Below are 17,630 nucleotides of genomic sequence, written 5' to 3'. Positions count from 1 at the left end.
CAGCATGAGCAAGCGATACACTCTATTAGCTCTGGCGTTATTTACCATTACCAACATCTGCCAAGCACAAGAAAAACGAGGAAGAATCAGGGATTTTGGGATCCATATTGGTATTTTACCGACAGGACCCAACAATGCTATCACTGATGTCGCCGGAGTAACTGTGGGTCAGAAAACCATTATCAAAGGGGATTCTGTACGTACAGGGGTTACGGCTATCATTCCACATCAAGGAAATGTCTTCCAACAGAAATTACCTGCTGCAGTTTATGTTGGCAATGGTTTCGGTAAGATGATGGGTATTTCACAAATCGAGGAACTCGGGAATATAGAGACCCCTATTTTATTGACCAATACCCTGAATGCTCCTAAAGTTGCCAATGGCTTGATTGACTATATGCTTTCCTTGCCGGGCAATGAAAATGTGAGGTCTGTGAATTCAGTTGTCGGAGAAACCAATGATGGGGGATTAAACGATATCCGTGGCAGGCATGTTGAATCGAATGATGTATTGGAGGCGATCAAAAATGCAAAATCAGGAAAAGTAGAGGAGGGTAATGTTGGTGCAGGCACAGGAACGGAATGCCTTGGCTTCAAGGGCGGAATTGGAACGGCATCCCGAAAGCTTCCTGAATCCAGAGGTGGCTATACTGTTGGAGTGTTGGTTCAGACCAATTTCGGAGGGGTTCTGAATATTAATGGAGCTCCTGTGGGTCGAGAATTGCACAATTATTATATGCAAGAACCTAAAGAAGCACATAAGGTGGATGGTTCATGCATGATTATTATCGCCACTGATGCTCCTCTTTCTGCTCGCAATTTGGAAAGATTGGCCAAAAGGTCGTATATCGCATTTGGTAATGTTGGTTCATTCTCTTCTAATGGAAGTGGAGATTATTCCATTGCTTTCTCAACAAATCCATCAAATTATATCCCTCATGAATCAAAAAGCATTGAACTAAATTCCAATGAAGTAGGAAATGATTATATGTCTCCCCTATTTATGGCGGTATGGGAAGCTACAGAAGAAGCAATCCTAAACTCTATGTTTATGGCAGAAGATATGAAAGGCATTAAAGGCAGAACCGTCAAAGCCATTCCTATTAAAGAAACCATAAAAATCTTGAAAAAATACAATGCTTTAGATTATGACAAACTCCCTAAAGCTGTTCAGAAATAAGCTGACCAAGGCTGTCCTTGGCTTGACGCTTTATTTAATTCCGGCTATTTCATTTAGCCAGGATACTTTAAGCAAAATACAAGAAATTGCTCATGCTGCTAACGTTCCTGCTATTCAACTCAATTACCAAAAGGATGGAATAAACCGACTATACAATATAGGATTCAAGAATAGCGAAACTAAATCTAGAATTGATCGTAATACTATATTTCAAGCGGCCTCTTTAACAAAGGTAATTGCAACTTATACATTTTTAAGATTAATGGATCAGGGTCTAATAGAATTAGACAAGCCATTATATTCATATTATGCTTACGATCGTCTCGCCCATAATCCAAATAAGGATAAAATAACTGCAAGACATGTGTTAACACACCAAACAGGCTTATTGAATTGGGAAGGGGATGTTCCTTCTGAAGAATGGCGCAAAACTGCTCTTACCTCACAATTTGAAGCGGGAACAGATTATATGTATTCGGGTGAGGGTTTCTATTTCCTACAGGAGACCATGGAACACATCACAGGAAAGACCTTTCAGCAATTGGTTGAGGAAGAAGTTCTTCTACCCTTTAAGATGAAAAATTCAGCAATTGTTTGGCAAGACGGTATGGAACAAAATGCAGCATTTGGTCATTATGAAAACAATAGCCCCAGAAAACTGGGTATGTATAGGAAAAGTAATGCTGCATATACACTCTATACCACTGCAGCGGATTACAGTCAATTTATAAAAAAGTACATTTTCGAGGGTTTTGGACTAAAAAAGAAGACACATGAATTGGCATTAAAAAGACTTTCAGAGGCTAAAAAATCTGAAGGAATCAGTGCAGATGACAGGCATGTTCCATGCGCATTAGGGATGAGAATGCAGATCAATGAAATGGGCACATCTTATTGGCATACAGGGTCGAATCCTGGTTTCCGATGTTTCTTTTTGGCTTACCCAGACAGCGAGGAAATCGTGGTTGCATTTACCAATTCCGATAGCGGTTTCGCAACAATACCGTATATATTGGCGTTATTTTTGAACAATAATCAGACCTTTTGGATGTATAAATGGCGTCTAGGAGAGTTAGACTAATTAAGATATAAACATGATTGGAATCGTTGGAGGTGTCGGTCCATTAGCAGGGGTAGACATCGTAAAAAAAATTATTGAGGAAACAAATGCGCGTCGTGATCAAGACCACGTACCGGTTTTGCTGTCCTCGCAATCGCACAGAATTCCGGACAGAACAGAATATCTATTAGGGAAAGAACCTATTAACCCGGGCATTGCGATTTCAGAAATTGCTCTAGAGCTTGAAAAAGCAGGAGCTACGGTTTTGGGTATACCTTGCAATACTGCACATTCACCAAGAATATTTGATGTTATTCAGGAAGAATTACAGAATAACGGCTCTCATGTTCAAGTTTTGCACATGGTAGCTGAAACGGCAAGATTTATCAAGGAGCATTTTCCCGAATCTACTGTTGGAGTTTTGTCAACCATTGGTACGCGAAATACAGGACTATATAAACAAGTGATTGAAGATTTCGGATTGAAATGTATTGAACCTAATGATACGCTTCAAAATAAAGTCCATGCTGCTATTTATGACGAGACCTACGGAATTAAAGCTTTTTCGTCTCCTGTTACTAATCGGGCCCATGACCAGTTGGTTGCTGCTATTCAGGAATTGAAAGGAGAAGGTGCACAAGTTATTATTTTAGGATGTACGGAATTGCCATTGGCACTACGTGAAAAATCTTACTCAGGACTTCCTGTCATTGATCCAAACCGGATTTTGGCAAGAGCACTTATTAATGCAGTAGATCCTGGGAAACTTAATCCTGTAGCAGATTTATAAGATTTAACGTTTAAGGATAAACACAAAATTGAAAAACATGAAATTAAATGCAGTACCAACCCTTATTATTTTAATGATGGGTTTATTCTTAATGCCTCAAGCCAGTCATGCACAAGCAACTTATTTAAAAGTGAATACTGACATATTTCCACAGGCTGAAAAAGGCTATAAACAAATGGTTATTGAAGTTCCCCTGTCTCAAAATGATAATAGCAAGAAAATTGAGTTCAGCGTTGGTAAGATGATGGAAGTTGATGGCTGTAACCATTTTGGACTCAATGGCACTTTAGAGACAAAAGATTTGGAAGGATGGGGATACCAATACTATATCTTCAAGACTGATGGGCAGGTGGTTTCCACACAAATGGGTTGTCCTGATGCTCCAAAAAGAAATCTTTTTGTTTCCGCTCAACCTACCATGGTCAGATATAACGGCAAAATGCCTATTGTAATTTATGTTCCAGAGGAATATGACGTTCAATATAAGATCTATACTGCTGGCGACGATGTTTATCAAGCATTAGAATCAAAACCCAGCAAGAAATAACTCTAAAGATTTGTTGAAAATAAAAACCCAGACATGAATATGACCTGGGTTTTTATTTTATTATTTAAATTTATAGAACACACATTTCATATGGCTTATACTACTCTTTCAGAAATTGATAAAATCTACCGTTCCCAAGTTCAGAACAAATCTGCTATTAAGCATAGCACTCCGGAAAAGAGGATTGGCTGGATCAAGGCATTATTACGGAGAATCAATTCTGAAGAGAAAGCGATAGAAAAAGCTTTGTACCAAGATTTCCATAAGTCTGGAATAGAGACAACTATCACGGAGGTATTGTCCGTACAGATGGAGCTAAAACATATTGCCAAGCATCTAAAATCTTGGATGAGGGATAAGCGTGTTGGCAGATCTTTAATGATGCCGAATGTCAATGGGTATTTGCACCATGAATCAAAAGGAAATGCATTGATTATTACACCTTGGAATTATCCATTTCAACTTCCCATTGTCCATCTTGCATCGGCTATAGCTGCTGGGAATACGATTATCCTCAAGCTTTCAGAGTTTTCTCCATATAGCAATCAATTGATCAGCAAAATCATATCAGACCTATTCCCAAAAGATCATATTGCGGTTGTGGAAGGAGCTGTTGAAGAAACTACACATCTCTTGGGCTTAAAGTTTGACCATATCCATTTCACGGGTTCTCCAAAAGTTGGCAAGATAGTGATGGAAGCTGCAAGTAAGAATTTGACAGACATTACTCTTGAATTGGGTGGTAAATCTCCAGCTGTAATCGACAAAAACGTAAATCTTAAACAGGTGGTAAAAAACTTGATCTGGGCGAAGTTTGTCAATGCTGGGCAAACTTGTATTGCTCCGGATTATATATTAGCCCACAGGCATCAAAAACACCAAATAGAGGAATTGTTTAGAAAGGAGTTGGAAGAAGCTTTCGGCAGCGATCCATTGAATTCTCCTGATTATGCAAGAATAATTAATGAAAGTCAATTCGAGAGGTTAAAGGAAGGTTTAGAATCTGCCAAGAACTTAGGTGCAGTAATCATCAGTGGTGGTAGATTAGATGCTAAGTTAAATTACATTGAACCCACGGTGATTACAAATGTTGCTGCGACCAATCCACTTATGACAGATGAAATTTTCGGCCCTATTTTGCCCATTGTCTATTATTCACAGAATCAAGAGGCGATTGACTTTATCAATTCGAAAGAAAAACCATTGGCCTTATATATTTTCAGTAAAGACTCCAATTTTTCAAAACATATCATCAGGCATACAAGTGCTGGTTCAACGTGTATCAATGATGCGATGATTCAGATTATGCATCCCAACCTTCCATTTGGAGGAATAAACAATTCTGGAATCGGGCAATCTATGGGTAAATTTGGATTCAAATCCTTTTCTCATGAAAGAGCAGTTGCAGATGTCAAGATTATGCCTGTTTCATCAATGTTCTGGTTTCCATATACTGAAAAAACAAACAAGATGATCCAATGGATCCGAAGGTTATTCTAACCAAAGATTTTGTTCCACAGGCTTTTCTTTATTCCGACATAAAATTCACCGTTTTCCTTTTTTAAAGGATAGATTCGGATAAAGTTATGTTGAGGCTCATCTCCTTTTCCATTTTCAATATTGAATCGATGTCTATGGAACGGACAGATCAATTTACCTTCTTCACACCACCCTTTTGTCAAGTCAGCACCTGCATGGGGGCACCTACTTGAAGTAACAGATAGGACCTCGCCTTCTTTGATCAAGCAGAGCTTTTTGCCTGCTACATGCAAAGCCTTCACATAATTCCTGCTTTCATCGATCTTTACTGGTACTTTATGCCATTCTAAATCATCATCTTCGAAATTCTCCATCATTTTATTTCTAGTAATCACCAGCAATTTAAACAAAAGACCACAAAAAAGAGGCTTTCCGTGTGGAAAGCCTCTTGTATTTTAAGCTAATTTAAATTCTAAACGAATTTCTTAGCGTTTACTTTACGTTCATTTTCAGTAAGGTAAATCTTACGCAAACGCATGCTTTGAGGAGTAACCTCGATGTATTCGTCAGCTTGGATATATTCCATACATTCTTCTAAAGAGAATTTAATTGCCGGAGCGATACGTGTGTTGTCATCAGAACCTGAAGCACGCATGTTTGTCAATTGCTTTCCTTTAGTAACGTTGATTGTTAAGTCGTTATCACGGATGTGCTCACCCAAGATTTGTCCTTCATAGATTTCAACACCTGGATCTACGAAGAAACGACCGCGGTCTTGTAATTTATCGATTGAATATGCTGTTGTAGAACCTGTATCCAAAGAGATCAATACACCAGCCATACGTCCAGGGATTGTTCCTTTCCAAGGCTCGTATCCTTTAAGACGGTGTGCCATTACAGCTTCACCCGCAGTAGCAGTCAATACGTTGTTACGCAAGCCGATAATACCACGAGAAGGGATAGAGAACTCTAAGTGTTGCATTTCACCTTTGGTTTCCATAATCAACAACTCGCCTTTACGTTGAGTTACTAATTCGATTACTTTACCAGAAACGTCTGCAGGTACATCAACTACCAATTCTTCGATTGGTTCGTGTTTTTGTCCGTTGATTTCTTTAACGATTACTTGTGGCTGTCCTACTTGCAACTCGTATCCTTCGCGACGCATAGTCTCGATCAATACTGACAAGTGAAGAATACCACGACCATATACTAACCATGCATCTGGAGATTGAGTAGGAACTACACGCAATGCTAAGTTCTTTTCTAATTCTTTTTGCAAACGGTCATAGATGTGACGTGAAGTCACGAATTTACCTTCTTTACCGAAGAATGGAGAGTTATTGATGGTGAACAACATGTTCATAGTTGGCTCATCAATGTGCATAACTTCCAATTGCTCTGGGTTTTCAAAATCAGCGATTGTATCACCGATTTCAAATCCATCGATACCTACCACCGCAACGATATCACCAGCATGTACTTCAGGAACTTTAACACGGCCAAGTCCTTCAAACAATTGAAGTTCTTTAACACGTGATTTGATGATTTTTCCATCACGTTTCACCAATGAAACAGGTTGGTTTTCTTTGATTGTTCCTCTAACTACACGTCCGATCGCGATACGACCAACGAAAGTAGAGTAGTCTAATGAAGTAACCTGCATCTGTAAAGTACCTTCAGATACTTTTGGAGCAGGTATATGTGTGATGATCGCATCTAGCAATTCAGTGAAGTCAGTTGTTGGTTTAGTCCAATCAGTAGACATCCATCCTTGTTTTGATGAACCATATAATACTGGGAAGTCTAATTGTTCTTCTGTAGCACCAAGACTGAAGAATAGATCGAATACATTTTCGTATACTTCTTCAGGGCGACAGTTTTCTTTATCCACCTTGTTTACAACAACGATAGGTTTGATACCTAATGCTAGGGCCTTACCTGTTACGAATCTCGTTTGAGGCATTGGTCCTTCGAATGCATCTACTAATAGCACAACACCGTCCGCCATTTTCAATACACGTTCCACTTCACCACCGAAATCGGCGTGACCTGGGGTATCAATAATGTTGATTTTAGTGTCTTTGTATTTTACAGATACGTTTTTTGATACGATTGTAATACCACGCTCACGTTCCAAGTCATTGTTATCCAGGATTAATTCTCCTGTATTTTCATTGTCTCTGAATTGGTTTGTGTAGTGTAAGATTTTGTCGACTAGGGTAGTTTTACCGTGGTCAACGTGCGCGATAATCGCTATGTTTCTGATATTCTGCATTGAGCAATAATGTGTTATAAAAAATAAGAGGTGCAAAGATATATATTTTGCACCTCATTTTTCACATATTCCTGTTATATTTTTATTAGGTTCTGGTTTATTTATGATTAATTCTCAATTACTTGGCAAATAAACCGCGATAATTTGACGGATGGGGAATATTTAACAAACTTAATGGAGATTCGAGATGGGATTTTTAGAACGGTAACTTTAACATTATTAGCGGTTATTTCTCTCGAGGTACAGATATTGTAAAATATATTTTCCGTAATTACGGTTTTTAGGTCCCTGAATTTTGTTAGGATTCGATAAAATCATTTTAGCTTTGGCCAATTATTAATCCAATTAATTATTTTTTATGAAAATTATACCAGCATTATTAACCGTTGTAGGGATGTCTCTTGTTTTGAGCTGTTCAAAAAACAACGAAGAACCAAATCCAATTGACAATTCAAAATTGCATGAACTGAAATTTACAGTTAGTGGATTTAATGAATCCCATATCCCTATGGACAGCAAAGCTGCAACTTCGAATTCTACTGCAGCAAGTCCAATTAATAATATTCTGTATGTTTTGCTTGACAAAGACTTACTACCAATAGATACATTAATGAGACCTGTAAAAGGTTCAGCTAGTTCACTAAGCTTGAAACTTCCTAACGGAGATTATACATTGAGAGCAGTAGGTTATGATAATAGTAATACACATTCATTGTATACAAAATATCAATTGGTATTCACAAGATTTATAGAAAAAGAAATATTTAAAATTAAAGATTACGATATAAGTGATGTTTTTATTTTAAACAAATCCTTTAAAGTATCAAAAGATTCAACATATTCTAAGTTGGCTTTAAAGAGAATAACTTCAAAAATTGAATTAAACATATTAGATAAAATCCCAACTGAAGCTTCTTATATAGAAATTGCAACAATTTCCAGTTCAACTTTTTACAATATATCAAAAGATTTAAAAGATAATATTACTTTTCCAATTAACACAAATCTTGTGAGCAACGTGATAGACATTAGTTCTCTGAGATCATTATCCAATCAAATAATTTCCTCAAATATCTTAACGATTGACCAAAGGTTCACCTCTCAATTTGAAAGGACCTCACCTGTTAAGATAAATGTATTAGATAGTTCAGGGAAGGTTATCTTAAGCAAAGAGATTTTAAATGTTCGTTTAATTCCTAATACAATTACTAGGTTATCAGGAAAGTTATTTGAAGATATAAACAAGGACAAAAATGAATCTTTTGCAGTAACAATAGATCAGAATTTCAATTCAAATGTAATCACTCAGACTTTTTAATATTATACAATAGTAAATAGCTTATTGATTAAAGAACTGTATGCGCCAAAATAGTTTCTTGAGCTAAAGCTCACGGATGACACGTTCTTTTCATATAAAATGGGCGAAATTGAGGAATAGACCATCGGTAAGTTTCCGCTCTATTCCCTCAATTTCGCCCATTATTAGATTATAAGGACTTTTTACCTCATCCTACGATGAGTATTTTATTACTTAATTACGCCTAGTTCTTTACCTACTTTGGTAAATGCTGCAATAGCTTTATCAATATGTTCTTTGCTGTGTCCTGCAGAGATCTGCACGCGGATACGTGCTTTGTCTTTAGGTACTACAGGGTAGTAGAATCCGATTACATAAATTCCTTCATCCAACATTTTTGCTGCGAACTCTTGAGCTAATTTAGCATCATAAAGCATTACTGGCACGATCGGGTGGAAACCAGGTTTGATATCGAAACCGGCTTCGGTCATTTTTTCACGGAAATATTTTGTGTTGTCTTCTAATTTGTCGCGCAATTCTGTTGTTTCGCTCAACATATCCAACACAGCTACAGAAGCACCTGCAATTGCTGGGGCTAAGGTGTTTGAGAACAAATATGGACGCGAACGTTGGCGAAGCATATCAATGATTTCTTTGCGACCTGAAGTAAAACCGCCAGATGCACCACCTAACGCTTTACCCAATGTACCTGTAATAATATCAACACGGTCTATCACATTGAATAGTTCATGTGTTCCACGACCTGTTTTACCAATAAATCCAGAACAGTGGGACTCATCGATCATCACCAATGCTTCATATTTATCTGCTAAATCACAGATTTTGTCCAATGGAGCTACTGAACCGTCCATGGAGAATGCCCCGTCAGTTACGATGATTTTATGTCTAGCTCCTGATGCAGCTTTTAATTGTGCTTCAAGGTCTTCCATGTCAGCATTTTTATAACGGAATCGTTGAGCTTTACAAAGACGAACCCCGTCGATAATGGATGCATGGTTCAACTCATCGGAGATGATTGCATCTTCAGCGCCTAACAATGGTTCGAAAACACCACCATTGGCATCAAATGCTGCAGCATAAAGGATGGTATCTTCAGTTCCCAAGAACTTGGAGATCTTAGCTTCTAATTCTTTGTGGACATCTTGAGTACCGCAGATAAAACGTACCGAAGACATTCCATAGCCATGGCTATCGATAGCAGCTTTGGCAGCTTCGATAACTTTTGGATGTGACGATAACCCCAAATAGTTATTTGCACAGAAGTTGATCACTTCTTGGCCAGTACTGATTTTAATATCTGCTCCTTGTGGAGTAACAATAATGCGTTCTTCTTTGTATAAACCTGCGTCTTTAATTTCTGCAAGTTCCTTTTCAAGGGCTGGTTTTAGAGTTTTATACATAGTAATTCAATTTATCCGCAATAAAGATAACCTTTTTGGATGTCGAAACCACGAAAACGTTTGTCCAAAATGCATGAACGTTTCATAAAGAGCCCTATAAACAAAAAAAGGGCTTTAAAAGCCCTTGATTTATTTCTATTTGATTCGTTTCCAGGTTTCACTTCGCCCGATGAGGCTGATTCCTATAAAACCTCGTATATCCAATTTATCATCTTCTTTGAGGGTCATCTTACAGCTGTAAGTTTTTCCCGATTTTGGGTCGTAAATTTCGCCACCTTCATAGGTTTTACCATTCTTGGTGAAATTGGTTAAAATCTCCGTTCCTTGGATATTTCTGCTTCTTAAGTCTGGGTTTGGATTTTTGACATCCTTCTTGGAGGATTCTTTTATCCAATAAAGTTTTCCGAAATACTTATTGTTCTTTTTGTAGATTTCTATGCGTCCTTCCCCACTTGGGTTCTCCCATTTTCCTAAGATCGGATCATTGCCTTGCGCAAATAATGCAATGGAAAATAATAAGGCACAGAATGTTGCAACTATTTGTCTCATAACCTTTGTGTTTAAAATTGTTGGTTCAATATACATAAATTAATCTATGTTAGCATAATAATTTTTTCGTTACGCCTTAAAATAACCACCATTCTGCACCTTTATTGGCATTAATTTTGAACCCTTTTAATACACACAAATAATTTAAGTTATGAGGTTCATTATTAGTCTCTTGGTTACAGGTTTAGTTGTTGCACTTGCGTCTTGGGTCATTCCAGGGGTAACAGTTGCTGGATTCGGATGGGCCATCCTAACAGGATTGGTTATAGGTTTCGTAAATGCTGTTGTAGGTGGAATTCTACGATTATTTACTTTCCCATTAAATTGGTTAACATTTGGTCTTGTATCATTTATCATCACTGTTTTGATGATTATGTTGTCCGACAAAATTATGGGATCGAAATTTGACGTTGCTGGATTTTGGCCTGCAGTATTCTTTGCGATTGTAGTTGCCATTATCGAAATGATTATTGGAAGAATGGGCAGCGACAGCAAAAAATAAACAGAAAAACCTTATTGAAAAAACAAACTAAAAGCCGAGCATCGTTGCTGGGCTTTTTGTTTTTGAAAAAAAATTGGGCCTAACCTATATTAGATTAGACCCAATCGTATAAAGAGAAATTAAAAGCTATTTTTTTGTTTTTTTCATCTTGTTGATCCATATCATAACCCCTGTAACAGGCAGTGAAGTAGCGATCAGACAAGATATAAAATAGAGTAGTTTAGTAAATGGCCCATAAATATCTCCAATATGGAGTGCCTTTATGGACGCCGAAGCGCGTTCATTAAAAGGCTTTTCTCTGAAGATATCTTTTTCCAACACCTCCCCTGAATATTGATCCAATGTCAGTTTATCTCCTGCCGATGGCGCGAAGAATCCCACTCTGTTTTTGCTCACAGTAACGGTTCCTACGCTATCTTTAGCGAAATTGATGGTGACATCGCCATCATAGGGAAGGATTTTGTTCACCGCCAATATTGTTTCTTCTATATTCAACGGATTTTTACCATTAGCCGGTAATGTGGAAAGAACAGGTGCTTTTTCTTCCTTTGGAGTATCCGGAGATTTATAAGTTCCCCAAGTTTTTTGCCATCCTGCACGGTACCATTCAAAAGACCAGAATGGTCCAGTAACTGCCATCAGGAATAAAATAATACAGCTGTAAAATCCTAATGTATTATGCAGATCATGGTTTAACCGTTTCCAATTTGCACTCCAACGGATGTTCAATCCATTCTTCCATGATCTCATTTTATTTGGGAACCAAATTACAATTCCTGTTATTACCCCAAAAAGAAACAATAAAGTCGCAGTACCCGTAATCCAAGAACCTAATTTTCTATTTTCGACGCCTTCAAAGATCGGCTCTTCTATTTCATTCAACATTAACCATCTATGCAGGCTGAACATTTTCTGCATAAAATCAGCAGTTTTAGTTTTTACATCGCTAGGGTCGCCAATAATCTGTCCAGAATAAGGATTTACTGCCAATTGATTAGCTCTAGGACCACGGCCTCCACCGGGACCTCCAGCACCTCTTTGGCCTCCTTGAGGTCCTTTTACCTCAGAAGGTTTTCCTTGTTCAGCATTTGGTTTTGCTCCTTCAACTTTCTTTTCCGGTTCAGTTTCAGCCTTAACATTTGGGATAGCCTCTGTTTTAGCTTCTTTCCCCTCTTCGGATTTACCTTCTACTGCGCGTTCTTTCCCTTGTTCAGGACTCTTTAGCTCGTTTGATTCTTTTCTTTCTTCACGGCCCCTACCATCAGCTGGACCTTTTCCTTCACCTTCTTTTTCCTTTTTATTGTACAAGAACATGGTTGGCGCATTGTCTGCATATGGAACTTTTACGCCTACGATTTTACCCTTTACTTCAGGCTGAACCGCAGCTAAAAGCACATCAGCATTCTTTTTCTGACCCTCAACCTTCACTTTATTGAATTCCGGTTGTGCCCAGGCTCTAATTTCAGTATTATAGGTATAGATCGTACCAGTAATACAGACCACAAAGACCACAATTCCTGAAATCAATCCGCCCCATAAATGGATATCGTTGAAGAACTTCCTCACCTTCATCCATGTTGTCGTTTTCTTTACTCTTTTACTCATCTCTCTCTTTATACTAATTTTTTTAAATCAAAAATCAGGTGAGCAAGGGTTTGCCCACCTGAAAGAATATTTTAGAAGAGTTCTGTTAATAAACTCCGATATATTGGTTACCTGTTTTATTAATAAGTTTTGCTCCAACAACCATATCTCCAGTTTTTCTGTTGAATACATAGATATTTCCATCTTTTCCTACAGGTGCAATTGCAATAAACACATCATCACCTTCTAAAGAAATATTTTGGATCTGACGGAAATTCAATTCAGTTTCATTAGGAATTGTATATTTTTTTGCGGTATTGTTTTTCAGGTCAATTCTTGCGATATACCCACCTTTTCCTGCAATATTGTAAACTACAAAACCGATTCCATCACCAACATATTTCCAAGTTTCGATGTAAGAATCTTTAACTCCTAAAGCTTGGTCCAAACTGAAAGCGAATGAATTGTCGTAATCGTTCGTAGCAGAGCTAATTCTTAAGATTTTTGAACCACCATCTCCTTTTGCTTCACCAGAAGTTGCCTGATACACATGTCCGTCTGTGCCTACATATTGCATAGTACTTCTGTATCCATTCGTATTACCTCTGGTTTTGTTTGATGTAAGAACTTTTGGATTAGTTAATGAAGGGTAATCTAAAACCAATGTTTTAGCCCAGCTTTTTTGTCCAGTTCTATCTGCTGACCATGTAGGTTTGCCATCCGTTCCTATGGTGAATGAAGATTTGTTATCCATGGTTACTGCAGCACCGATAAACACCTTATTTCCAGCTTTGTTGATTACAGGAACATCGATTCTGCTCACATAGTATCCTTTTTCAATTTCTTCTGGAGTTAATTTCAATTCATAAGAAGTGGTTTTATTAATTTTAGGGTTATTCAAATCCAAAGAAATAACGTCAATTTTGGAAGATCTTTCTTTGTATACGAAGTTTGGTTTCTCTCCTGTATAAACTACATCGTTTCCTGTTCCTCTAACTGCTACTCCAATTCCTTCAGCAGCTTTTAACCAACGTGGTGAAGTACTAACATAGGTTGCAGTATGCACTTCTGGTCCTTCAGGAACTAAAGTCTTACCACCGCGCACTCTATATTTTTGGAACATACCACCATCATCACCTGTATATTGAATATTGTAAAGGTATTTACCATCAGAAGATGCTTGCAGGCGAGCTGTTCTTGATGATTTCACGTGCTGTCCTTGGTCAAAAACATTAACCGAGAAAGCAGGGTTTTTTGCGTCTTCAGGTTTCATGGCAAAAACCATTGTTCCTGCATTTCCATCACCTGGTTCAGTATCCATTAAAGCTCCAGAAACAGTTACCCAACGAACATTGTCTTCATTTTCAGTGTCTGGCCCACTATCTTTGGAACAACTTGAAAAACTTATAGTTGAAACTACTGCACCTATTAGGGCAAACTTTAGCATGTTCATTTTCATTGTAAAAAAATTTAAGAGTAATTATTATATATTATTAATTGAGTAATTCAGCTTTAGATAGAATCCACGACCAGGTTTTTGAACCCCAAAATTGTCGTAGATTTCCGCGTTGAAAACATTCTTGACATCCAGAGCAAGTATTATTTTTTTGCTAGGGAAAACATAGCTCATACCTAGATTTTGAGCATATTGAGCTGGAGTAACAAACCATTCCGAATCTGGCCATACGGTGCTGAATGGCGCAACATAGCCAATGTTGTAAAACAAGTTCAATTGAGATGATTTTTGCATCAAATTATCCAAACGGTAATGAACATTTCCATTCATTGTGTAGAATGGTTCATTCGGGATCTGTTTATTATAGTAGGTCATTTTCTGGCCTGTTCTTTCATCAAATTCTTGCTTGAATAGTGAATTGAATTTCGAGAAATTAAACATCACCGTGAGATTGTCTTTATGAGCATAAGTCAATTCTCCTTCGAATCCTACTGATTGAGAAAGCCCTAAGTTAATATACTGAGTCAATTCAATCTCCTGATTGTTGATCAATTCATTTGCTTTAGGCATAATCCGATCCTTAGTATTTCTCCAGAAAACATTTGTCCCTAGTGAAATCTTGTGATTATCGAATTGATAGGTTCCCAGCCTAAAACCAGCATTGTAGTTATTACTGATTTCCGGAGATATTCCTGGATTTGCCAACACATTATCTTCTGGGCTTCCAAAAGTTTCCATGTCTACGGGCATACGGACAGCTCTTTCAGCAGAAGCTAATAATACTACACGATCAAATAACCTGTAAGAAGCAGCAAGTCCATAACCTGTATTGGTCCTATTGTCCTTCATTTCGTCCTTGACAATAACAGTTTGGTCATTTTCAATAACACTTCGGAAAATGTTACTCCCTATCGACTGCTGGTAAATTTTATAGAATAAATTAGTAGTAAGCTTATTATTTAGGGTTTGAGCCTCGTAATTAAATGAAATTACATTTTTTGCTAGGTCGTTTGAACTATTAATACCAGTATTTCCGTCCTTAATCAACAAATTCTTATCCTTCCGGGCTACGGTATAGAATACATGATTCACGGACAATCTATGTCCTGAGAATATGTCATAACTTAAATTTGTACGGATATTAGTTACCTGACGGTCAATGTCAGTCATTGAAGGTTTCCCTTGCTGAGCGCCATCAAGTGTCCGAATAGGATTTCCATTTAAATCGAGACGGATTTGCCCATCCCAATTATATGCCCATGGCACGGTATCCAATATGTTTGTATTTCTAAAGCTGTGAACAGCATTAGTAGACAATCCTAACCCAGGGATTAATAGATCCTTTTTGTTATACGTTAGGCTTAATACATTGGCACTTGCTTCTGATGTTCTTCCCATATAGGGTGTACCCATAGTTTGTCCATGCTGTATTTCATTATATGAATCAGAGATATTATAACCCAAGAAAAAAGCATCTGCCCATTTTACATCAGTGAATCCAGCTTCAAATCTTCCTGACAATGCTCTATATCCATCAAAAAATCTTTTGGTTCTATAATTACGCTGAACGACACCATTAGGTTCTATGTACTTAGAAAACTTACCCCATATTTCATAATCATTGTCTGTATTCAAAAAACTTCCAGAAACGCGTGTTGTAAACCCAGATTTTGGATTTCTATACAATCCACTTACATCCGCCTGTGAAGTATTAAAAGACCCGTAAGAAATTGATGCAGACAAGTTATTTGTTGAGGTTCCTTTTTTGAGTACGATATTAATTGCTCCTCCTAATAGGTCGCCTGTTAAATGTGCAGGCAATACCCCTTTATAAACCTCTATGCGTTCAATCATGGCTGGAGGAATATTATTAAGGTTGAAGGAAGATCCGTAGGTTGAAATTTCAATACCATCGATAAATATCCCTACTGAGCGACCCGTCATTCCATTCAAATTGTATTGCACTTCAGAACCAAGACCTCCACTCTGGCGAACTCTTACACCTACAGTTCGATCTAGCAATTCGTTGGTTTGAATATTCCTTGTTGATGCTTCTTTAGTTTCAATTACATTTACAGCAAAACCCTTTGTTTCAATTTGTCTTTTTACTGAATTACCCTGTACCCTTACTTCATCTAAGCTGATATCACCTCTAGGGTCGATATGAATATGAAGATCGTAAATTGGCTTATTGACTTCAAGCGGAAGTTTTTTGGATTTGATTTCGACAGATGTTACCAAGATGGTTTGTTTACCATATGGCACTTGTTCTAATTTATAAAGACCTTGATCGTCAGAAACTGATACGATCTTTGTTCCTTCTATACGGACTGTTGCTTTTGAAACAGGTGTTCCATCTAATAAATGAACCTTTCCAGTGATCGTAGACTGCTGTGCAAACAGCAAGGTTGTGATCAATAAAAATAAGTTGGTAAGGCAAAAATGTTTCATTATTCCAGATTAATGTACTAATTTTGATTTTCTTTAGAACAAGTCTAAATAAATACTGCTGCAAATGTAGAATTATTCTAAATAGCAAAATGACGCAATCGGAAAAAAAAGCTACGCAATCGGAAATTTTAACTAAAAAGAACAATGAATTATCTGCCAATATGCTCGAATTGGGCACATTGATGTATTTTACTGTGCTTAAAGGAAGGCAACGGTTTAGCTTTATTTCCCCTATTGAAGGCTATTTAAATTTATTGGTTCTAGAGGATTCTGCCAATTGCGGACTACAGATTCAGCAGAACTCTTACCTCTTACAATCAGGGGAGAACATGCTGATTCACATGAATAAGGGTGATCATTTTGATTTAAAAAGCATCTGTCTAGACAATAGAATCCTGTTGATGCTAATTCCGAGTGACAAACTCTTAGCTTTCCATAATAAATACGTAGAGGATCAGCAGCGCTTTCTGCATGGCCTATTGACCAAATCTGATGGAAGAATTTCTTTATCGTTAAATCAGGTCTTTGATTTATATGAAGCTGATTCATATTTAAACCAGCTGAAGATTCAATCATTATTACTGGAGGTTATCATTCATCAAGTGGAGAGCTTGTATGTTGAGAACGATAATAAAGAGATTATTTCCAATAAAAATCATTATGAAAAGATCCAAATGGCCAAAAAGTTAATTGACGAGGATCTTTCGCAAAATCATACTATCACCGAACTTGCAAAAGCAGTAGGCACGAATGAGCAGTATCTTAAAAAACATTTTAAGCAATACTACGGCAAGACCATCATGAGCTATATTACGGAAATGAAAATGGAGCATGCCAAAAAACTGATTCTTATGGGCAAATATCGCGTTTCAGATGTGGCAAGGATGACAGGCTATAAACATTCAACTCATTTTACTACGGCATTCAAGAAGTATTTCGGAATTATTCCCAACTCCTTGCGCTATACTTTTTTGGTGGCACACGAGGGAGTTCAGGCCATCCCTGAGATATTGAACTCCATTCATTTATTCTAAGC

The 17,630-nt window shown here is 37.4% G+C and carries 15 protein-coding genes; 8 read left to right on the top strand and 7 right to left on the bottom strand.

Translation table 11 applies throughout. From position 1 onward, the window contains the following. Window positions 1-4 precede the first annotated feature (4 nt). The 5 genes from CRT24_RS00760 to CRT24_RS00740 all read left to right on the top strand — a co-directional run bounded on the left by CRT24_RS00760 (window position 5) and on the right by CRT24_RS00740 (window position 5,077). Window positions 5-1,180, top strand: coding sequence for a P1 family peptidase (locus tag CRT24_RS00760; protein ID WP_099369348.1), 1,176 nt, complete (start codon window positions 5-7; stop codon window positions 1,178-1,180). Continuing rightward, window positions 1,149-2,261, top strand: a complete 1,113-nt coding sequence (locus CRT24_RS00755) for a serine hydrolase (RefSeq protein ID WP_099369347.1) — start codon at window positions 1,149-1,151, stop codon at window positions 2,259-2,261. Before CRT24_RS00760 ends, CRT24_RS00755 begins: the two co-directional genes overlap by 32 nt. Window positions 2,262-2,274: 13 nt before the next feature. Then, entirely contained in the window at window positions 2,275-3,030 is a 756-nt protein-coding gene (locus CRT24_RS00750) for an aspartate/glutamate racemase family protein (RefSeq protein ID WP_099369346.1), read from the top strand. A 37-nt stretch (window positions 3,031-3,067) separates the two neighbouring features. Then, the gene (locus CRT24_RS00745; protein ID WP_197734045.1) at window positions 3,068-3,577 is read left to right on the top strand and encodes an ecotin; all 510 of its coding nucleotides are present in this window, start codon (window positions 3,068-3,070) and stop codon (window positions 3,575-3,577) included. A 90-nt stretch (window positions 3,578-3,667) separates the two neighbouring features. After that, entirely contained in the window at window positions 3,668-5,077 is a 1,410-nt protein-coding gene (locus tag CRT24_RS00740) for an aldehyde dehydrogenase family protein (RefSeq protein WP_099369502.1), read from the top strand. On the opposite strand, the gene CRT24_RS00735 is transcribed toward CRT24_RS00740, so the two are convergent. Together CRT24_RS00735 and typA are read right to left on the bottom strand one after the other, a co-directional pair. Beyond that, the gene (locus tag CRT24_RS00735; RefSeq protein ID WP_099369345.1) at window positions 5,074-5,433 is read right to left on the bottom strand and encodes a Rieske (2Fe-2S) protein; all 360 of its coding nucleotides are present in this window, start codon (window positions 5,431-5,433) and stop codon (window positions 5,074-5,076) included. The two genes, CRT24_RS00740 and CRT24_RS00735, sit on opposite strands and share 4 nt — an antisense overlap. A gap of 95 nt (window positions 5,434-5,528) precedes the next feature. After that, window positions 5,529-7,334 (bottom strand): translational GTPase TypA, encoded by a 1,806-nt coding sequence (gene typA / locus CRT24_RS00730; protein ID WP_099369344.1) that lies wholly within the window; start codon window positions 7,332-7,334, stop codon window positions 5,529-5,531. Between the two features lie 358 nt (window positions 7,335-7,692). Between typA and CRT24_RS00725 the strand changes: the two genes are divergently transcribed. Next, window positions 7,693-8,652, top strand: a complete 960-nt coding sequence (locus CRT24_RS00725; RefSeq protein ID WP_099369343.1) for a hypothetical protein — start codon at window positions 7,693-7,695, stop codon at window positions 8,650-8,652. 209 nt (window positions 8,653-8,861) lie between these two features. Here the strand turns inward: CRT24_RS00725 and kbl are convergent, their stop codons facing one another. Continuing rightward, window positions 8,862-10,052, bottom strand: coding sequence for a glycine C-acetyltransferase (gene kbl / locus CRT24_RS00720; protein ID WP_099369342.1), 1,191 nt, complete (start codon window positions 10,050-10,052; stop codon window positions 8,862-8,864). 135 nt (window positions 10,053-10,187) lie between these two features. After that, window positions 10,188-10,601 (bottom strand): DUF2147 domain-containing protein, encoded by a 414-nt coding sequence (locus CRT24_RS00715; RefSeq protein ID WP_099369501.1) that lies wholly within the window; start codon window positions 10,599-10,601, stop codon window positions 10,188-10,190. A gap of 151 nt (window positions 10,602-10,752) precedes the next feature. Here CRT24_RS00715 and CRT24_RS00710 point away from each other — a divergent pair, with 151 nt between their 5' ends. Continuing rightward, window positions 10,753-11,103, top strand: coding sequence for a phage holin family protein (locus CRT24_RS00710; RefSeq protein WP_099369341.1), 351 nt, complete (start codon window positions 10,753-10,755; stop codon window positions 11,101-11,103). Between the two features lie 126 nt (window positions 11,104-11,229). Here CRT24_RS00710 and CRT24_RS00705 read toward each other — a convergent pair whose 3' ends face one another. From CRT24_RS00705 to CRT24_RS00695, 3 genes are all read right to left on the bottom strand, one after another. Continuing rightward, entirely contained in the window at window positions 11,230-12,708 is a 1,479-nt protein-coding gene (locus CRT24_RS00705) for a PepSY domain-containing protein (protein WP_099369340.1), read from the bottom strand. A gap of 85 nt (window positions 12,709-12,793) precedes the next feature. Further along, the gene (locus CRT24_RS00700) at window positions 12,794-14,146 is read right to left on the bottom strand and encodes a hypothetical protein (RefSeq protein WP_099369339.1); all 1,353 of its coding nucleotides are present in this window, start codon (window positions 14,144-14,146) and stop codon (window positions 12,794-12,796) included. Between the two features lie 24 nt (window positions 14,147-14,170). Beyond that, window positions 14,171-16,594 (bottom strand): TonB-dependent receptor plug domain-containing protein, encoded by a 2,424-nt coding sequence (locus CRT24_RS00695; RefSeq protein ID WP_099369338.1) that lies wholly within the window; start codon window positions 16,592-16,594, stop codon window positions 14,171-14,173. 89 nt (window positions 16,595-16,683) lie between these two features. Here CRT24_RS00695 and CRT24_RS00690 point away from each other — a divergent pair, with 89 nt between their 5' ends. Continuing rightward, window positions 16,684-17,628, top strand: coding sequence for a helix-turn-helix transcriptional regulator (locus CRT24_RS00690; RefSeq protein ID WP_099369337.1), 945 nt, complete (start codon window positions 16,684-16,686; stop codon window positions 17,626-17,628). Window positions 17,629-17,630: the final 2 nt, after the last annotated feature.

The sequence above is a fragment of the Sphingobacterium sp. 1.A.5 genome (assembly GCF_002734235.1).
Classification (GTDB): domain Bacteria; phylum Bacteroidota; class Bacteroidia; order Sphingobacteriales; family Sphingobacteriaceae; genus Sphingobacterium; species Sphingobacterium daejeonense.
The sequence above is the reverse complement of the archived record's forward strand: the minus strand, read 5'-3'. Positions and strand labels throughout refer to the sequence as shown.

Coding starts and splice junctions, on each gene's coding strand:
- CRT24_RS00760 (WP_099369348.1), top strand. CDS start 5: ATGAGCAAGCGATACACTCTATTAGCTCTGGCGTTATTTACCATTACC.
- CRT24_RS00755 (WP_099369347.1), top strand. CDS start 1,149: ATGACAAACTCCCTAAAGCTGTTCAGAAATAAGCTGACCAAGGCTGTC.
- CRT24_RS00750 (WP_099369346.1), top strand. CDS start 2,275: ATGATTGGAATCGTTGGAGGTGTCGGTCCATTAGCAGGGGTAGACATC.
- CRT24_RS00745 (WP_197734045.1), top strand. CDS start 3,068: ATGAAATTAAATGCAGTACCAACCCTTATTATTTTAATGATGGGTTTA.
- CRT24_RS00740 (WP_099369502.1), top strand. CDS start 3,668: ATGGCTTATACTACTCTTTCAGAAATTGATAAAATCTACCGTTCCCAA.
- CRT24_RS00735 (WP_099369345.1), bottom strand. CDS start 5,433: ATGATGGAGAATTTCGAAGATGATGATTTAGAATGGCATAAAGTACCA.
- typA (WP_099369344.1), bottom strand. CDS start 7,334: ATGCAGAATATCAGAAACATAGCGATTATCGCGCACGTTGACCACGGT.
- CRT24_RS00725 (WP_099369343.1), top strand. CDS start 7,693: ATGAAAATTATACCAGCATTATTAACCGTTGTAGGGATGTCTCTTGTT.
- kbl (WP_099369342.1), bottom strand. CDS start 10,052: ATGTATAAAACTCTAAAACCAGCCCTTGAAAAGGAACTTGCAGAAATT.
- CRT24_RS00715 (WP_099369501.1), bottom strand. CDS start 10,601: ATGAGACAAATAGTTGCAACATTCTGTGCCTTATTATTTTCCATTGCA.
- CRT24_RS00710 (WP_099369341.1), top strand. CDS start 10,753: ATGAGGTTCATTATTAGTCTCTTGGTTACAGGTTTAGTTGTTGCACTT.
- CRT24_RS00705 (WP_099369340.1), bottom strand. CDS start 12,708: ATGAGTAAAAGAGTAAAGAAAACGACAACATGGATGAAGGTGAGGAAG.
- CRT24_RS00700 (WP_099369339.1), bottom strand. CDS start 14,146: ATGAAAATGAACATGCTAAAGTTTGCCCTAATAGGTGCAGTAGTTTCA.
- CRT24_RS00695 (WP_099369338.1), bottom strand. CDS start 16,594: ATGAAACATTTTTGCCTTACCAACTTATTTTTATTGATCACAACCTTG.
- CRT24_RS00690 (WP_099369337.1), top strand. CDS start 16,684: ATGACGCAATCGGAAAAAAAAGCTACGCAATCGGAAATTTTAACTAAA.